Below are 16,901 nucleotides of genomic sequence, written 5' to 3'. Positions count from 1 at the left end.
TCCCGCAGCAGCGGGGCTGGCCGCAAGCCTCCACGCCACGGGCGGTTCCAACGGAACCGCGGCCTGAATCGCCGCCATCGCCCTCCACGCTGGCCTGCGTGGCAGAACATCGAGATCCTCATGCTGAAAGACATCGCGCAACGGTTCGTGCTCAAGGCACGGCCCTTCATGATTTTCGCCCTGGCGGCCGCGCTCGCCTGCGCTGCCGACGCCGAAGCAGGCGTGCTGGTCGGCGGCACCCGCGTCATTTTCAACGAAAAGGAACGCGAGTCCTCCATCCCGGTCAAGAACACGGGTGCGGCCCCCTATGTCGTGCAAGCCTGGATCGATGCCGGCGAAGGCAATACCAAGACGCCGTTCGTGGCCAGCCCGCCGCTGTCGCGGTTGGATCCGGGCCAGGAAAACGTGCTGCGCATACTGCGCCTGTCCGGCAGCCTGCCGCAGGACCGCGAATCGGTGTTCTGGCTGAACGTCAAAGAGATTCCGGAGAAGAGCCAGGACGAGAACGTGCTGCAGATCGCGGTGCGTACCCGCATCAAGTTGTTCTATCGGCCGTCGGGCCTGGCAGGCAAGCCGGGCGAACAGCGCCAGCAGCTGCAATGGGCCGTTGCCGCCGGAGACAAGGGCGCGGTGCTGAAGATCGCCAATCCGTCGGCCTATCACGTCACCTTTGCGACGCTGAACATCAACCAGGGCCAGCAGCAAATCAATGGCGGGATGGTGCCTCCGGGCGGCGCACTGGAGTACCCACTGTCCGGGCAGTCCGCGCCCAAAGACATGGACGTAGTGTTCACCACCATCAATGACTACGGCGCCGAGACCCCCGAAGAGAAAGTCAGGGTGCCCAGCGCGAACACCCCGGTTCACGTCAAGGCCGAGCCCGTCGTCCCCGCCGCAGGCCGCTGACGCCCGGAGTGCATCGAATGAATGGCGTATCGCAGCAGGTCCGCATTCCTGCATACACGGCCTTGGCGTCGCTGGCGCTGGGCTTGGTTTCCTTGGCGGCCCAGGCGGCCGAGCCGCAGGGAGCCGTCTTCAACCAGGACTTCCTGGGCACCGGCGGAGACCAGCCGCAGGCCGACCTGTCCATCTTCAGTTTCGGCAATAGCGTCCTGCCAGGAGAGTACCTGGCCGACGTGATCGTCAACGACCAGTCGGCGGGCAAGAGCAGGATCATCATCGAGGCCCGGGAAGGCCAGAAGCAGCCCTCGGTCTGCCTGACCCGCGGCCAGCTGGAGGCCTGGGGCGTCAACATGGCCGCGCTGCCCGAATCGGCCGGCGCCGACGGCGCTTGCGTGGACCTGGCGGCCCTGGTGCAGGACGCCTCCGTCACATTCGATGGCGGCAAGCAGCGTCTGCTGCTGAGCATTCCGCAGGCCGCGATCAAGCGCGCCGCGCGGGATTCGGTCGACCCGTCGCGCTGGGACAAAGGCATCACCGCGGCCCTGCTGGACTATCAACTGAACATGTCGCGCCAGGGCGGAGGAGAATCCTCCAGCCGCGGCGCGGAATCGCCCTACATGGGGTTCGCGGGCCTGCGCGGCGGCTTCAACTTCGGCGACTGGCGCGTGCGCCACAGTTCCAACTACAACCGCGGCTCCGACGGACGCGGCAGCTGGCAGGCGGTGGAAACCAATCTGCAGCGCGACCTGCGTTCCATCAATGGCCAACTGCTGATCGGCGACGGCAATACGCCAGGCAACTTCTTCGACAGCGTGCCGTTCCGCGGCGTGCAAGTCTCCTCGGACGACTCCATGCTGCCGGACAGCATGCAAGGCTACGCGCCGACCATACGCGGCATCGCCCGGACCAATGCGCTCGTCACCGTCAGGCAGAACGGCTACATCGTGTACAGCACCTATGTCGCGCCCGGCGCCTTCGTGTTGGACGATCTGTACCCGTCTTCCTCCGGCGGCGACCTGGAAGTCACAATCATGGAATCGGATGGCCGGCAGAACCGCTACGTGCAGGCCTATGCCTCCGTGCCCACGCTGCTGCGCGAAGGCACCTGGCGCTACAGCGCCACCGCCGGCCGCTATCGCAGCGCCTATGGTTCCAACGAACGCGAACCCACCTTTGTGCAAGGGACGGTCGCGCGCGGCCTGGGCCAGGAATTCTCGCTATATGGTGGCGTCACCGCCGCCAGCATCTATCAGTCCGGCCTGGTGGGCGTGGGCAAGAACCTGCGCAATTTCGGCGCGATCTCGCTGGACCTGTCGCATGCGCGCACCTCCACCGAGCGCTTGAAATCCCAGGGGCAATCCGTGCGCTTCCTGTATGCCAAGTCCTTCGATGACGCGGGCACCAACTTCCGCATCGCCGGCTACCGCTACTCCACCAGCGGCTACCGGACCTTTCAGGAAGCGACCGGCGTCGACGATTTCGAACTGGGCTACAGGATGCCCAACCGCCGCAACGAACTGCGGCTCGACGTGGCCCAGTCGCTTGGCGCCTGGGGATCGGTCTACGCGTCTGCGCGCCAACAGACGTACTGGCAGACGAACGGGAAGGAGCGGCTGATCCAGGTCGGCTATTCAGGCTTCTACCGGCAGGTCAGCTACAACGTCTTCGTCAACATGAACACCGGCCGCACTGGTCCGACCGACCGCCAGGTCATGCTGTCGCTGTCGATTCCGCTGGGCGCCTCGCGCAGCAGCGCCCAGTACTCCATGGTCACCGGCAACAACGGCCAGACCAGCCACCAGGCCAGCGTCTTCGGCTCCGCGCTCGAAGATGACCGGCTGACCTACAACCTGACCGCCGCAACCTCCAATCAGAACGGCGTCAGCAGCACGGGCAACGCCAGCTACCTGTCCCGGATCGGGCGCGTCGACCTGGGCGCGTCCCAGGGGCGCGGCTACAACCAGGTCAGCGCGGGGCTGTCGGGCGGCATCGTGGTCCATGCCGGCGGCGTGACGCTGGGCCAGCCGCTGGGTGAAACCGTGGCCCTGGTGCAAGCGCCGGCGGCCGAGGACGTCAGGTTCGAATCGCATCCCGGCATCAGCACGGACGGCGCCGGCTACGCCATCGTCCCCAGCCTGAGCCCATACCGCTCCAATCGCCTGGCCATGCGCACCGCCGACCTGGGCGACACCGTCGAAGTCAGGAACGCGGCGCTGAACCTGGTGCCCACCCGCGGCGCGGTGATACAGGCGGGATTCGAGACGGTGGTGGGCTACCGCCTGATGATGACGCTGACCCGCGAGGATCACAGCGTGGTGCCGTTCGGCGCACGCATCGACAACGAGGCGGGCCAGGAGATCGGCATCGTGGGGCCGGACGGCCAGGCCTTCGTGACGGGGGCTCAGCAATCCGGAACGATGCGCATCGTCTGGGGCCGCGGCGCCGGCGACAGCTGCGGCGTGTCCTACAGCCTGCCGCAAGAGGACCGCCCAGCGCCCATACGCGAAGTCAGCTACGTGTGCCAGTGATGCGCATATTGAAGATCGCAAGACATATGAACGGACATGAGATGAAAGTACATCACGGCATCAAGGGAAAACGAACGGGCGGCATGCTGGCATGGGCATGCCTGGCGCTGATGCTGTGCGGGTATGCGCCGCAAAGTCTTGCAGCATGCGCGCTGGGAGAGGGGCTGGACAAGAACGTGATCAATATCGCGCTCGGCTCCGTACTCGTGCCAACGAATGCTCCCGTCAACACCCTGCTCGTTGAACGAAGATTCCCCATCTCCCATAAGGGCATCGTGATTATTCAGTGCGATAAGAACGGCGGCGGCTCGTGGGTCGGCTCCATCCACATGGGAGAACTCTCGGGCAACACCAACCGGATCTACCGGACCAACATTCCCGGCATCGGAATTCGAATCGGCTTCCGGGACTGGGATAGCGTTCCACCCGTTCATTTTCCGTTTTCACTACCGACCACCACTTCCAGGACCAGCACCAGCAAAAACTGGAACATCACAGTCGAACTCTTCAAGATCGACAGAGACACGGGTAATGGCTCCCTGCAGGACGGGCTGTACGCCACCATGTATGCGTCGAACGAACCACAAAAAGCCCTGCAAGTACAGATCAGCGGACGCGCCACGACCATCGTCACCCCTTCCTGCACCGCCGCCCCCACGCCGCCCGTGCAACTTGGCAAGGTCTGGAAGAACCTGTTCAGCTCAGTCGGCAGCACTGCCGCCGAACAACGCTTCGACATCAAGCTGAACTGCCGCGAGGCCAAGCCGGAGCTGAACGCCGTGTACCTGCGGATGGACGCCAAGCCCGACACGTCGGGCACCCCGGGCGTGATCGCCTTGAGCCCGGACGCCAACGCCGCAACGGGCGTCGGCATCCAGATCCTGGACAAGGACCGTCAGCCGGTCGTCTATGGCCAGGGCGCCCTGGTGGGCATGTCCAGGGACGGCGTCTACACCGTGCCGTTCCACGCCCGCTACTACCAGACGGCGAACCAGGTGACTGCTGGCGTGGCGAACGGCACGGCCACATTCACGCTTGAATACAAATGAGCCCTTTTGATTCCACGACCCACCGACCACCGACCATGAAAAAGACCGCGTTCAATCACACCGTCCATGTCTGCGTCGAAGCCATAGAACCGGCGGCAGCGCTGGTGCAAGGGCTGGGCGATCGTACCCAGATGATATGCCTGACCCACTCTGCCGCCAGATTGCAGGACCAGCTTTCCGAGCCAGGCCTGCACTACGTCGTCATGCAGGGCAGCGCGGATTGGCTGACCGCCGCCATGTCGGCGCGGCGCGGCCCCTATGTCGCGGGACTGGTGCTGATGATCACCGCCAACGACTCCTCCCATGCCAGGGCCGAACTGATATGCGCCGGCGCGGATGCCTGCCTGTCCTCGGACGCGGGTATCGACGAATTGCTGGCGGCTCTGGGCAGCCTGGAACGCCTTTCCTCGGCGTTGCTCAGCCGCCTGCAGCGCGAAGCGACGCCTGCCAGGCAAGCGCTGGCGCGGCAGCGGCGAGCCCTGACGGCGACCGTCGCGACCGTCCGCGTCACGCCGGTCCGCGAGTGGGCGCTGATCGAGGCCGAGAAGACGCTGCGCGCGCCCGACAGCGCCGGCAAGCTGGTGTTGAGCAACAAGGAGTACGCGCTGCTATCGTGCTTGAGCGGCCATGACTTCCAGTACTGCAGCATCGCCGACCTGCACAAGGAAGTCTGGCCGGATGCCGCCAGCCGCCCCGTGCACTTGCAGCGCGCCATAGTTTCCAGCGTCGTCGGCCGCCTGCGGCGCCGCGCGCGGATGGCCGGAATCGAGCTTCCGCTGCGCACGAGCTACGGCCAGGGCTATACCTTCGTTCATCCCATCAGCAACGCCAACTAGCAGTTTCCTCTGGCGAGCAGGGCCCTGGCTCAGTCTGCGTTCAAGCTATGCCGGATGCCGCGACGCGCGCCGACAACTGATCGGCCGGCCGGCTTGCAAGCATGTCGGTCAGCTCCCGCCGTTTGGCGGCATGGCCGGGGTCGTCGAAAAGATTGTCCATCTCGTCTGGATCGTCGGCCAGGCAATACATCTCGCCCGCGCCGCTGCCCAGTTCCAGGGTCAGCTTCCAGTCGCGCGTGCGCACCGTGCGCAGCTTCAGCTCCACACCGCAACGCGATGCCGCCACGTCCCATTCGCTGAGCGCGAACTCGCGGCTGGCGTCGCGGCCTTCGAGCAGCGGACGCAGGCTGCGGCCGTGCACGGGCGCGAGGCCCGAGGCGCCGCCGTAATCGTAAAAGGTCGCGGCCAGATCCAGCGTCGAAACCGGGTCTTCCACCCGCTGTCCCGCGACGATGCCGGGACCGCTGGCCACCATGGCCACGCGCAGCAGGCCCTCGTACGGCATGGGGCCTTTCAGCATCAGTCCATGGTCGCCCAGCCATTCCCCATGGTCGGACGTGAAGATCACGATGGTGTCCTGATCCAGGCCGTACTCGCTCAGCGCCTTCATGATGCGCCCCACCTGATGGTCCACCAGCGAGATCATGCCGTAGTAGTTGGCGATGATCCGGCGCAGCGCCTCGTCGGACTGGGTCGGCATGCGCGAGAAGTTCTGGCGCACCGCCTGCACCTCGGCGTTGCCCATGGGCTTGCTTTCCATGCTGGCCCGGTGCCACCAGGGCCGGCGCTCGTAGTCGGTGACGCGGTGGCGCGGCAGGTCGACCTCGTCGGGATGATGCAGGCGCGACCAGGGCTCGGGGCAGTCGAAGGGATGGTGCGGATCGGGGAATGAGGCCCACAGGCAGAACGGCCGGTCGCGATGCTCACGCAGGTAATCGACGCTGCGGTCGCCGATCCAGGCCGAGTTGTGCCAGGCCGCCGGCAAGGCCGAATTGAAGGTCTGCGGCGCGCTGCTGGCCGGGCCCAGGTCGGTCTGGTACAGCTGGTTGCGCAGCTCTCCCAGCCCGTCGCCGTAGTGCCAGCGCGAATGGTTCAGGCCGCCGGGCAAGGGCGTGGGCAGCCAGTAGTTGTGACCCTCCACCACCAGCTCCACGTGCTCGAAACCCATGTAGGGCCCGGCCCAGGCCGGCCCCATGCCGGCCTCGCTGTATTGGCATTCGGGCCGGCCGGTGGCCTGGAACGTATGGTGCGTGGAGAAGTGCGCCTTGCCGATAAAGCCCGTGTCGTAGCCCGCGGCGGCCAGGCTGCCGGCGAAGCCCGCCTCGCCCGCGCGCAGGTCCAGGTCTATGCCGTTGTCGCGGACGCCGTGCGTCAAAGGCAGCAGGCCGGTGAGCATGGACGCGCGCGAGGGCTGGCAGACGACGTTGGGCGTGATGCAGGCCGTGAAGTGCGTGCCGGTGCGCGCCAGGTGGTCGATGTGCGGCGTCTTGACGCGCCGCCCGGCAAAGCCCAGGCAATCGCCGCGATGCTGGTCGGTCGTGATGAGGAGGATGTTGGGACGTTTCATTGCTGCTTGCTGGTGGCGGTCTTGATGTCGGCGATGACGGGCGCCAGGACCTGGACGTCGCGGGCGATGCGCTCGCTCAAGCCCAGTCCGTCCTGGTCGCCCACGATCATGCCCTGGGCCTGCATCTTGTCGCGGACCTCCGGGCTTTGCAGGACCGCGGCCACGGAGTTCTGCAATTCGGCCAGCACCGGCGCCGGCGTCCGCGCCGGCGCGAACAGGCCGAACCAGCTGTAGAAGGTGAAGTCCTTCACCGTGTCCTTCACCATGGGCAGCTCGGGCGCGCCGGCGATGGGCGCGGCGCCGGCGTTGGCCAGGCCTTGCACCTTGCCCGCCTTGATCTGCGGCACGGCGGTGCTGGCGACGATGAACATCAGATCGACCTGATCACCCATGACGCCGACGAAGCCCTGGGGCGCGGCCTTGTAGGGCACGTGCTTGAGCGAAATGCCGGCGGCGCGCTCGAACAGCGCCATCGCCAGATGATGGGTCGAGCCGGGGCCGCCGCTGGCGTAGGTAAAGGCGTCCGGCCGGGCGCGCGCCTGGTCCAGCAATTCCCGCAGCGATTTGAATGGCGCGCCGGGCGCCCCCACCAGCACATATTGCAAGGTGGCCAAGGTGGCGATGGGCGCGAAGTCCTTGGACTGGTACTGGACGTCCGGCAGCAGGTAGGGCACCGCAGTAAAGGAAGCATCCGGCCCCAGCAGCAAGGTATAGCCGTCGGGCTTGGCCCGGGCCACCGCCTGGGTGCCGATGATGCTGGCGCCGCCAGCGCGGTTCTCCACGATGACGGGCACATTCCAGCGCTTGGCCAGTTCCGTGGCGACCAGGCGGCCCACCACGTCGGCCGCGCCGCCCGGGACCGAGGGCACGACGAGCGTGACGGGATGGTCCGGATAGGCCGCGGCGGCCGCCAGGGGAACGGCCAGACTCCATGCGGCCAGCGCGCCGCATATCAGTTTCAGCATGATTGTCTCCTTCCTGCGGCTCGCCTCGTCGGTGGGCTGCTCGCTATGGAAGGATCATCGGACACCGCCACATTCCAGTCCAATGATATATTTTTCACTTTCCATATCAGAGTTGATATGTAGCATGACCGCTTCCGTCCCGCCCCTGCAGCCCGGCTAGTACCTGCGCGGCCGGCTGCGCCTGCGCCACCTCCAGCTCATGCTGCTGCTGGACGAAGTCCACAACGTCGGCGTGGCGGCGCAACGCATGGCCACCACCCAGCCCGCCGTGTCGCGCATGCTTGCGGAGCTGGAGGACATGCTGGGCGCGCGGCTGTTCGAGCGCACCGCCAAGGGCACCTTTCCAACGCCGCACGGCGACTCCCTGATCCGCCATGCGCGCTGGGTGCTGGGCGATCTGGAACGCATGAGCGGCGAATGGTCCGGCGCGCCCGACCTGGACGTGGAAACCATCCATCTCGGCGTCAACTCCGCGGCGGCCGCCTACCTGGTGCCGCGCGCGCTGCTGCGCTTCGAGCAGCAGGCCGCGAACGTCAATGTGCTGGTGCGCGAGGGTTCGCTCGAAGCGCTGGTGCCGGACCTGCACACCCGCAAGCTGGATCTGCTGGTCGCCAGAATGGGCGAAGCCGTGCGCGCGCCCGATACCGTGGCGCAAGTGCTGTACGAGGAGCCGATGTGCATCTGCGCGCGCAGCGAACATCCGCTGGCGGGCCAGGCCCGGGTTTCCTGGCAGCAGCTGGCCGCCTACCCCTGGATCATGCCGCCGCGCGGCAGTCCGGCGCGCATCGGCCTGGACATGCTGCTGCAACGTCATGGCCTGTATCCGGCCTCGCGCATCGAATCGGCCTCGGCCCTGAACAACATGATGCTGATGGCCAGCAGCGACCTGCTGTCGCTGCTGCCCCGCTGCGTCGCCCGCAATCCCGCCAGCGGCCGCGAGATTGCCATCCTGGATATCGAATTGCCGCCCGTGTTCGGCCCGCTGGGCATCGTACGGCACCATAGCCTGGACCTGTCGCCGCGCATGCAGCGGCTGATCGAATGCCTGCGCGCCGAGGCTGCCGAAGCAGCGGCGCTGGACTGACGCGGGACGCGCCGCGCGCGTCCCGCATGCCCGTTTATGCGCCGCGGCGCGCGGTCAGCCACTGCGCAGGCTTGAGCGCCTTGTCGACGATGCGGATCTCACCGATGCTGCCGAAGAAGCCGTCGGCCCGTTCACCGTCCCACGAGCCCGCACCGATGACCCAGGGCATGTCGGCGGCCAGCGTCGCCAGGCCCGGCGCGTTGCTGACGTTGCGCAAGACCGGCGCGCCCTCGATGTACAAAATGGTCTCGTGCGTGTCCGGGTCGTTGACCACCGCGACGTGGAACCATTTGTCCGCGATGATCTCGCCCGACCAGTTGGTCTTGCCGCCGCGCTCGCCCGTCACGGCCGGCACGATTTCCCACTGGATCTCGCGCAGGCTGGACACCGCGAAGATCAGGGGCGGGGATTCGGGATCGCCGCCCTTGAATCCCGCCAGGTCGCCGCGCTTGCCGTCGCGCGTCATTACGTTCATCCAGGCGTGCTTCTGCGCGCTCCAGTCCTTGTCGATCTTGAGGAACGCCTCGACCGTATAGCCCTTGGGCACGGTGGCGCCATTGATCGCCGCGGCGGCATCGGTGGTGAAGTAGCTCATGCGCGCCGTGTTCTTGTCCGTGTTCAGGAAGCGCACCGAGCCGGGCGCGGCGGACAGGTAGTGGTGATCGTCCGACCAGAGCAGATCGCCTTCCTGGGCGCCGGCCACGCCGTCGATGTTGAGCGCCGCGCGGCGGATCGGGTTCAGGCCGGCCAGGTCCGCGACGGTCTCGCCCACCTTGACGGGCTGCCCGGCCTTGCCGCCGAAGAAGCGCCAGTGCGCCAGCGTCCCGGCCACCAGCGGATAGTCGTCGGCATTGGCCGCCGGCTTCTGCTCCACGGTCGCGGGATCCGTATAGTTGGCCAGGATCAGCGCCGTGGCCTGCTCCACCAGCGAGGTATGCGAGGGCGTCGCGGCCTTGAAGGTCTTGTTGAAGCCCGAGAACCGGCTCGCGAAATCCATCTTGATCGTGAACTGCTCGTTGGGCGCGGTCAGCACGGCCTGGTCGAACGCATTGAGCGTGTCCTTGGGCTTCTGCGGCACCCACGGCGAGAACGAGATCACCCGGATCTCGTTGTTGCCGAGATCGAATTCGTACAGGCGCATCAGGCCGTTGCCGCCCTGGTAGGCCATTTGATAATCCACCACCATTTCCTCGACCGCGTGGCCGTAGGCATTGGTCTTGGTCAGGCGGGTGGCGCCGTGATAGTGGCCGTTGAGCGTCATGAAGATCTGATCGTTGTCGCGGATCAGCTTCTCCCACAGCATCTTGCCGTAGGGCACTTCCAGCGGGCTGACGCCGTCCTTGTCGATGTTCAGCAACTGGTGGTTGACGAGGATGGCGGGCAGCGTGGGATTGGCGCGCAGGACCTGGTTGGCCCAGGCCAGCGCGTCGTTCGACGCGCGCCAGGACAGCGACAGCACCAGGAACTTCTGCCCTTCGGCCTCGAACACGTGGTACTCGTGGAAGCCGCTGGCGTCGCGGCCGCCGAAGGTGGCCTGCTGCTTCGCGCGCGTGACGCCGAAGTGCTGCAGATAGGGTTCCTTGGCCAGGTCGCGCTGCGCGTCCGTGTTGGCCGACTGGCTGCTCTCGTCCACATAGTCGCGGTCGACGATCACGTCGTGGTTGCCCGCCAGGATCGAATACGGCACCTTGGCGTCCTCCAGCACCTTCATCGCGGCGCTGGCCACCTTCCATTGGTCGGGCTTGCCTTGCTGGTCGACCACGTCGCCCAGGTGCATCAGGAACGGAATGTTGAGCGCCTTCGCGTGCTCGGCCACCCAGCGCGTCTGCGCCTGATAGGGCTCGCTGCCGTACTTGCGCATGAACTGCTGGTTCTCGGCGTCGGTGGCATAGCGCGAATAGAACTGCGTATCCGGCAACACCGCGAGCGCAAAGCTCGACACCAGGGCCGGCTGGGGCTTGCCCGTGCCGCCATCGTCCTCGTCGTCATCACCGCCGCCGCCGTTGCAGCCGCTGAGCAGGAAACTGCCGCCCATGGGCAACAACGTCACGCCCAAGCCGGCGCGCAACAGGCTGCGCCGCCGGCTGTCCGGCGCCAGCGGCAATCCGTCCGCCGCCTGCTCCACGATCTGCGTATCACCCTGGCCGTACTTGCTGTCCTTCGTCATCTCTGCTGCCTGTTCGAAAAAGGCGGGAGTCTAGAGACGCGGAATGACGGTGGAATGACGATGTCAGACACGCAAATGCAAAAAAGCCGGCAACGCTTGCGCGATACCGGCTTTCAGCCAAAGGTGTCGGGAAACACCTTCATGAATTCGACCACATGAGTGGTCGGGGCGAGAGGATTCGAACCTCCGACTCCTGCGTCCCGAACGCAGTACTCTACCAGGCTGAGCTACGCCCCGAGTCTTACTACACTACTACTGACTTCGCTGCGCTCAGTGCAACCAAATCGTCTTTCGCTTCCACTATCAACCGCCACGTTTCAGGCTGCTGGGTTACCCCAGCTTTTTCGCCTAATTCGCTTAGCGATCTCTGTTCACCGCGAAAGCGCAGAATTCTAACAGAGATTTTTGAAAAGGGGAAATGGGATAAGCAGAAAGTGCTTTTCGGGCCAGATCGGCTTCGGCCACGGCGGCCTGGCGGGCATGCTCCAGGGCATCCGTAGCCTGAATGGCGGCGGCCACGGCGGCGAAGTCTGCGTCGCCCGTCTTGATGGCATCGCGGATCAGTTGCTGCTGTTCCGGGGTGCCCACTTCCATCACGCGGATCAGCGGCAGCGTGGGCTTGCCCTCGCGCAGGTCGTCACCCACGTTCTTGCCCAGGGCGGCGGCGTCGCCGCTGTAGTCCAGCACGTCGTCCACCAGCTGGAAGGCGGTGCCCACGTGGCGGCCGTAGGCGGCCGCGGCGGCTTCCTGCTCGGGCGTGGCGCCCGCCAGCACGGCGCCCACCTGGGCGGCGGCCTCGAACAGCTTGGCGGTCTTGTAGCGCACGACCTGCAGGTAGCGTTCCTGCGAGACGTCGGGGTCGTGCACGTTCAGCAGCTGCAGCACCTCGCCTTCGGCGATCACCGTGGTGGCCTCGGACAGGATGCTCATGACGCGCATCGAATCGGCTTCGACCATCATCTCGAACGAGCGCGAATACAGGTAGTCGCCCACCAGCACGCTGGCGGCGTTGCCGAAGACCGCGTTGGCGGTTTCGCGGCCGCGGCGCAGGTCGGACTCGTCCACCACGTCGTCGTGCAGCAGCGTGGCCGTGTGGATGAATTCCACCACGGCGGCCAGCAGCTGATGATGCGTGCCTTCATAGCCCAGGGCGCGCGCCACCATCAGCACCATGGCCGGGCGCATGCGCTTGCCGCCCGCGCCAATGATGTAGTCGCCGATCGTGCGGATCAGGACCACGTCGGAATTCAGCCGCTCGCGGATGACCGCGTCGACGGCTTTCATATCGTCAGCAATGGGGGCAACAAGCTCGGGGAGATTCAAGACGTATCCGGGAGAGTGAAACGAGCCGTGGCGCGGACGCGGACCGGCTCTTACCGCTGGGCCCGCCGGAGGCGGCGGGAGGATTCGACCAAGGATTATACGGGGAGTGACGAACCTGAGCCGTCATCCTGGCAGAATCGCCGGGCAGGGGCGGCGCCCGGCGCGCCTTCCTTGCCCGGCGTCATCCAGCAGCGGGTCAGGCCCCTTGCCGCAACAGGCCGCGCCCGGCCAGATTGGCGTAGAGCGCGCGCACGCCGAAGGTCCAGGGTTCGATCTCGGTGGCCAGCCGCACTTCGTTGATCAGCGCGCCCAGGCGCTCGGACGCGATCACGACGCGGTCGCCCATCTTGTGGGTGAAACCGGTGCCAGGCCCCATGCGGTCCTGGGTGGGCGAGAACATGGTGCCCAGGAACAGCATGAAGCCGTCCGGATACTGGTGGTGCCTGCCGCAGGCCTGGCGCACCAGGTCCAGCGGGTCGCGGCTGATCTCGCGCATGTGGCTCACGCCGTCCAGCTCGAAGCCGTCCAGGCCCTCGATGCGCAGGGACACGTCGGCCTGGCGCACGCTGTTCATGGAGAAATTGCCGTCGAACAGACGAATGAAGGGGCCGATGGCGCAGGACCCGTTGTTGTCCTTGGCCTTGGTCAGCAGCAAGGCGCTGCGGCCTTCGATGTCGCGCAGGTTGACGTCGTTGCCCAGGGCGGCGCCCACGACCTCGCCGCGGCTGTCCACCGCCAGCACGATCTCGGGTTCGGGGTTGTTCCAGCGGGATTCGGGCAGCACGCCGATCTGCGCGCCCGTCCCCACCGAGGCCATGGGCGGCGCCTTGGAAAAGACCTCGGCGTCCGGGCCTATGCCCACCTCCAGGTATTGCGACCACTGGCCGCGCTCGGTCAGTTCGGCCTTCAGCCTGGCGGCCTCGGGCGACCCCGGACGCAGGCGCGACAGGTCGGAGCCGATCAACGCCTGCATGCGGACGCGGATTTCCTCGGCGCGGCTGGCATCGCCGCCCGCCTCTTCCTCGATCATCCGCTCCAGCAGACTGATGGCGAAAGTGACGCCCGCCGCCTTGACCGGCTGCAGGTCGCAGGGCGCCAGCAGCCTGGGGCCGTCCTCTCCCGCCAGGTTCGCGGCCATCAGGGCGCGCACGTCGCCCAGCGATTCCCCTGCGGCGCTGGCGGCCAACGCCACGCGGTCAGGCCGGTCCAGCAGGTCCGCCATGGTGGGCGCAACCGCGGTGATGTCGATCACCTCGCCCTTGCGGACCGCCACCACGCTGGGGCCGTCCACCGGCCCCGGCCGCCATAGCCGCCCCACCAGCAGCGCTTGTTCCAGATCGGCTGGCAGCGCCTTGGCCTCGTTCATGTGACTCCTCGCTTTCTTTGTTTGATGTGCGGGAAAGTCTAGGAGAGCTGCATTATCATGTCCAATATCCTGAATTATTGTCCAATATGTTGGACAATAGCGTATGACCTCCGAATACGACGTCCCCGCCATCCGGCGCACGCACGACATCCTGCGTCTGCTCGCCAGCCGCAACGCACCCGTCAAGGCTTCGGAACTGGCCGAAGCCTGCCAGCTCGCCCGCAGCACGCTCTACCTGCTGCTGGATTGCCTGGAACAGCGCCGCTGGATCGAGCGCCGCGACGGCGGCTACGTCATCGGCATTGAGCTGATGGCGCTGGGCTATGCCTATCTGCGCCAAGATGGCCTGCAGACGGCCTTCCAGGCGGCGGCCGGCGCCTTCGTGGCGCGGCACAACGAAGTGGTGCAACTGGCGACGCTGGACGGCTTCGACGTGGTCTACCTGGCCCGCGAGGACGCCCGCCGCCCGGTGCGGCTGGTGTCGGACCTGGGCCTGCGCCTGCCCGCGCACGCCTGCGCGCTGGGCAAGGCCTTGCTGGCGAGCCTGCCGCCAGAGGACCTGGCCGCCCGCGTGCCCGACGCGCTGCCGCGCGTCACCGAGCGCAGCCTCGCGACCCGCGCCGCGCTGGACCAGGAGCTGGAACAGGTGCGCCGCAGCGGCCTGGCGCAGGATCTGGAGGAAGTAGCCACCGGCCTGGTCTGCTATGCCGCCTACGTAGGCGTGACGCCGCTGGGCAAGCGGGTGGCCGTCAGCACTTCCATCCCCACCGACCGCCTCGACCCCGAGCACCGCCGCGACGTCATGGAAGGAATACGCATCGTGGCCCGGGACGTGGCCCTGCGCGTGATCCCCGGCGCCTGAAGCCTGCACGCGACACCTAAGCCCTTAGCCTGCAAGCGCTTTTTGACTTTCCGAAAGTCCCGGGCTAATATTCCAGATTCGGTCAGCAATGCCCGAATTACGTCGGTTGCATTTGCGCCACCCACTCTGGGTGCCGGAGCAGGCTTAGACCCGGTTCTAAATCCGGTTTTGAACCTTCCAGGCATCAAGGCCTTTCCCCTCTTGCCAGACCCTGGCGCCAGGAAAAGAAAGCGTCCCGCCAGAGCGGCAACCCGCCCAGCAGGGCAGGCAGCGCGGATGAACCCATTTACCTATTTAAGGAACACCCCATGTACGCGGTCGTAAAAACCGGTGGCAAGCAGTATCGCGTTGCCGCTGGCGAAAAACTCAAGATAGAACAGATACCGGCTGACATTGGGCAAGAAATCACCCTGGACCAAGTGCTGTCCGTGGGCGAAGGCGACCAACTGAAAGTTGGCACGCCCCTCGTCTCCGGCGCCGTGGTCAAGGCAACGGTTCTTGCGCAAGGCCGCCACGACAAGGTCAAGATCTTCAAGATGCGCCGTCGCAAGCACTACCAGAAGCGTCAGGGCCACCGTCAGAACTACACCGAAATCCGCATCGAAGCCATCACGGCTTAAGAAGCGACTCGGTACCACTTAGCAGGAGCTAAACATGGCACAGAAAAAGGGCGGCGGCTCTACGCGGAACGGACGCGACTCAGAATCGAAGCGTCTGGGCGTCAAGGCATTCGGCGGCGAATTGATTCCCGCTGGTTCGATCATCGTGCGTCAGCGCGGTACTCGCTTCCACGCTGGCGTGAACGTCGGCATGGGCAAGGACCACACCCTGTTCGCGCTGATCGACGGCAAGGTTCAATTCGGCTTCAAGGGCGCGTTGAACAAGCAGACCGTTTCGATCGTCGCTGCCGAGTAATCGACTAGCACGGTCAGCAACGCGGTTCGCCGCGTTCCAGAACGGCAAAAGCCCTGTCGCATGCGGCAGGGCTTTTTTGTTTTAAGCTTTTCCTGTTTTCACGCAGCCGCCGGACGATTCCGGCCCCTGCCTCCCGGCGGCGTCCGATGACGGGCCCCGCCCCACTACCCACTACACGCCCGGACATCATGAAATTCGTAGACGAAGCCACCATCGAAGTCGTCGCCGGCAAAGGCGGCAATGGCGTGGCGAGCTTTCGCCGCGAAAAATTCATCCCCAAGGGCGGCCCGGACGGCGGCGACGGCGGCCGCGGCGGCACCATCTTCGCGGTGGCCGACCGCAACATCAACACGCTGATCGACTACCGCTACGCGCGCCTGCACCGCGCCAAGAACGGCGAAAACGGCCGCGGCTCGGACCAGTACGGCGCGGCCGCGCCGGACATCACGCTGCGCGTGCCGGTCGGCACCATCATCCATGACGCCGACACCGGCGAAGTCCTGTTCGACCTGAACCAGCACGACCAGAAGGTGGTGCTGGCCGCCGGCGGCCAGGGCGGCATGGGCAACATCCATTTCAAATCCAGCGTCAACCGCGCGCCCCGCCAGTGGACGCCCGGCAAGGAAGGCGAACACCGCTACCTGCGCATGGAACTGAAGGTGCTGGCGGACGTGGGCCTGCTGGGCCTGCCCAACGCCGGCAAGTCCACGCTGATCACGCGCATTTCCAATGCCAAGCCGAAGATCGCGGACTACCCCTTCACCACGCTGCACCCCAACCTGGGCGTGGTGCGCACCTCGCCGTCGCGCAGCTTCGTCGTGGCCGACATTCCCGGCCTGATCGAAGGCGCCTCCGAAGGTGCCGGCCTGGGCCACCTGTTCCTGCGCCACCTGGCGCGCACCCGCGTGCTGCTGCACCTGGTGGACGTGTCCACGCCCGACCCGGACGCCGATCCCGTCGAGCAGGCCGTGGCTGACGCGCGCGCCATCGTCGAGGAACTGCGCCGCTACGATCCGGAACTGGCCGCCAAGCCGCGCTGGCTGGTCCTGAACAAGCTGGACATGGTGCCCGATCCCGAGGACACCCAGCGCCGCTTCCTTGAGCTCTACGACTGGAAGGGTCCGGTGTTCGGCATCTCCGGCCTGTCGGGCGAAGGCACGCAGGACCTGATCTACGCGCTGCAGGACTACCTGGACGCCGAACGCGACAAGGAATACCTGTCGCAAGACAAGGCGAACGATACCTACGTCGCGCCGGACCCGCGCTTCGACGACAAGCGCTCCGACGCCGACCAGCCCTCCGCGCCGCGCGGCGGTGACGAATAAGCCATAATCGC

Annotated in this window: 14 protein-coding genes and 1 tRNA gene; 9 read left to right on the top strand and 6 right to left on the bottom strand. The window is 66.2% G+C overall.

Translation table 11 applies throughout. The annotated features are described in order from the left end of the window. Positions 1-120 precede the first annotated feature (120 nt). The 4 genes from HWY37_RS00955 to HWY37_RS00940 are packed head-to-tail and all read left to right on the top strand — an operon-like array spanning position 121 to position 5,316. The gene (locus HWY37_RS00955; protein ID WP_176087625.1) at positions 121-906 is read left to right on the top strand and encodes a fimbrial biogenesis chaperone; all 786 of its coding nucleotides are present in this window, start codon (positions 121-123) and stop codon (positions 904-906) included. 17 nt (positions 907-923) lie between these two features. Continuing rightward, positions 924-3,431, top strand: a complete 2,508-nt coding sequence (locus tag HWY37_RS00950) for a fimbria/pilus outer membrane usher protein (RefSeq protein WP_176087624.1) — start codon at positions 924-926, stop codon at positions 3,429-3,431. Positions 3,432-3,472: 41 nt separating this feature from the next. Continuing rightward, a complete protein-coding gene (locus HWY37_RS00945; protein ID WP_175207023.1) occupies positions 3,473-4,480 on the top strand; it encodes a fimbrial protein in 1,008 nt (335 codons plus the stop codon). Between the two features lie 35 nt (positions 4,481-4,515). Next, positions 4,516-5,316 carry a winged helix-turn-helix domain-containing protein gene (locus HWY37_RS00940; protein ID WP_176087623.1) on the top strand — a complete coding sequence of 267 codons (801 nt, stop codon included), beginning with the start codon at positions 4,516-4,518 and terminating at the stop codon, positions 5,314-5,316. A 40-nt stretch (positions 5,317-5,356) separates the two neighbouring features. Here the strand turns inward: HWY37_RS00940 and HWY37_RS00935 are convergent, their stop codons facing one another. Both HWY37_RS00935 and HWY37_RS00930 read right to left on the bottom strand, forming a co-directional pair. After that, entirely contained in the window at positions 5,357-6,883 is a 1,527-nt protein-coding gene (locus HWY37_RS00935; RefSeq protein WP_176087622.1) for a sulfatase-like hydrolase/transferase, read from the bottom strand. Further along, positions 6,880-7,848 (bottom strand): Bug family tripartite tricarboxylate transporter substrate binding protein, encoded by a 969-nt coding sequence (locus HWY37_RS00930; RefSeq protein WP_176087621.1) that lies wholly within the window; start codon positions 7,846-7,848, stop codon positions 6,880-6,882. Before HWY37_RS00930 ends, HWY37_RS00935 begins: the two co-directional genes overlap by 4 nt. A gap of 163 nt (positions 7,849-8,011) precedes the next feature. Here HWY37_RS00930 and HWY37_RS00925 point away from each other — a divergent pair, with 163 nt between their 5' ends. Then, complete coding sequence (locus HWY37_RS00925; protein WP_281371982.1) at positions 8,012-8,932, top strand: LysR family transcriptional regulator; 921 nt, start codon at positions 8,012-8,014, stop codon at positions 8,930-8,932. 34 nt (positions 8,933-8,966) lie between these two features. On the opposite strand, the gene HWY37_RS00920 is transcribed toward HWY37_RS00925, so the two are convergent. The 4 genes from HWY37_RS00920 to HWY37_RS00905 form a co-directional block, all read right to left on the bottom strand. Further along, positions 8,967-11,099, bottom strand: a complete 2,133-nt coding sequence (locus HWY37_RS00920) for a LamG-like jellyroll fold domain-containing protein (RefSeq protein WP_176087619.1) — start codon at positions 11,097-11,099, stop codon at positions 8,967-8,969. A 160-nt stretch (positions 11,100-11,259) separates the two neighbouring features. After that, positions 11,260-11,336, bottom strand: a tRNA-Pro gene (locus HWY37_RS00915). A 120-nt stretch (positions 11,337-11,456) separates the two neighbouring features. Continuing rightward, on the bottom strand, positions 11,457-12,422 hold the full coding sequence (gene ispB, locus HWY37_RS00910; RefSeq protein WP_175207017.1) for an octaprenyl diphosphate synthase: 966 nt from the start codon (positions 12,420-12,422) through the stop codon (positions 11,457-11,459). Positions 12,423-12,618: 196 nt separating this feature from the next. Then, positions 12,619-13,788: a fumarylacetoacetate hydrolase family protein gene (locus HWY37_RS00905; protein WP_176087618.1), complete on the bottom strand. Its 1,170-nt coding sequence runs from the start codon at positions 13,786-13,788 to the stop codon at positions 12,619-12,621. 103 nt (positions 13,789-13,891) lie between these two features. On the opposite strand from HWY37_RS00905, the gene HWY37_RS00900 reads away from it, so the two are divergent. From HWY37_RS00900 to obgE, 4 genes are all read left to right on the top strand, one after another. After that, positions 13,892-14,650 carry an IclR family transcriptional regulator gene (locus tag HWY37_RS00900; protein ID WP_176087617.1) on the top strand — a complete coding sequence of 253 codons (759 nt, stop codon included), beginning with the start codon at positions 13,892-13,894 and terminating at the stop codon, positions 14,648-14,650. 308 nt (positions 14,651-14,958) lie between these two features. Continuing rightward, positions 14,959-15,270, top strand: coding sequence for a 50S ribosomal protein L21 (gene rplU / locus HWY37_RS00895; RefSeq protein ID WP_006216228.1), 312 nt, complete (start codon positions 14,959-14,961; stop codon positions 15,268-15,270). A gap of 34 nt (positions 15,271-15,304) precedes the next feature. Further along, on the top strand, positions 15,305-15,565 hold the full coding sequence (gene rpmA, locus HWY37_RS00890; protein WP_006216229.1) for a 50S ribosomal protein L27: 261 nt from the start codon (positions 15,305-15,307) through the stop codon (positions 15,563-15,565). 188 nt (positions 15,566-15,753) lie between these two features. Then, complete coding sequence (gene obgE / locus HWY37_RS00885) at positions 15,754-16,890, top strand: GTPase ObgE (RefSeq protein ID WP_175207014.1); 1,137 nt, start codon at positions 15,754-15,756, stop codon at positions 16,888-16,890. Positions 16,891-16,901 lie beyond the last annotated feature (11 nt).

The sequence above is a fragment of the Achromobacter anxifer genome (genome assembly GCF_903652925.1).
In the GTDB taxonomy this organism is placed as follows: Bacteria; Pseudomonadota; Gammaproteobacteria; order Burkholderiales; family Burkholderiaceae_B; genus Achromobacter; species Achromobacter anxifer.
The sequence above is the reverse complement of the archived record's forward strand: the minus strand, read 5'-3'. Positions and strand labels throughout refer to the sequence as shown.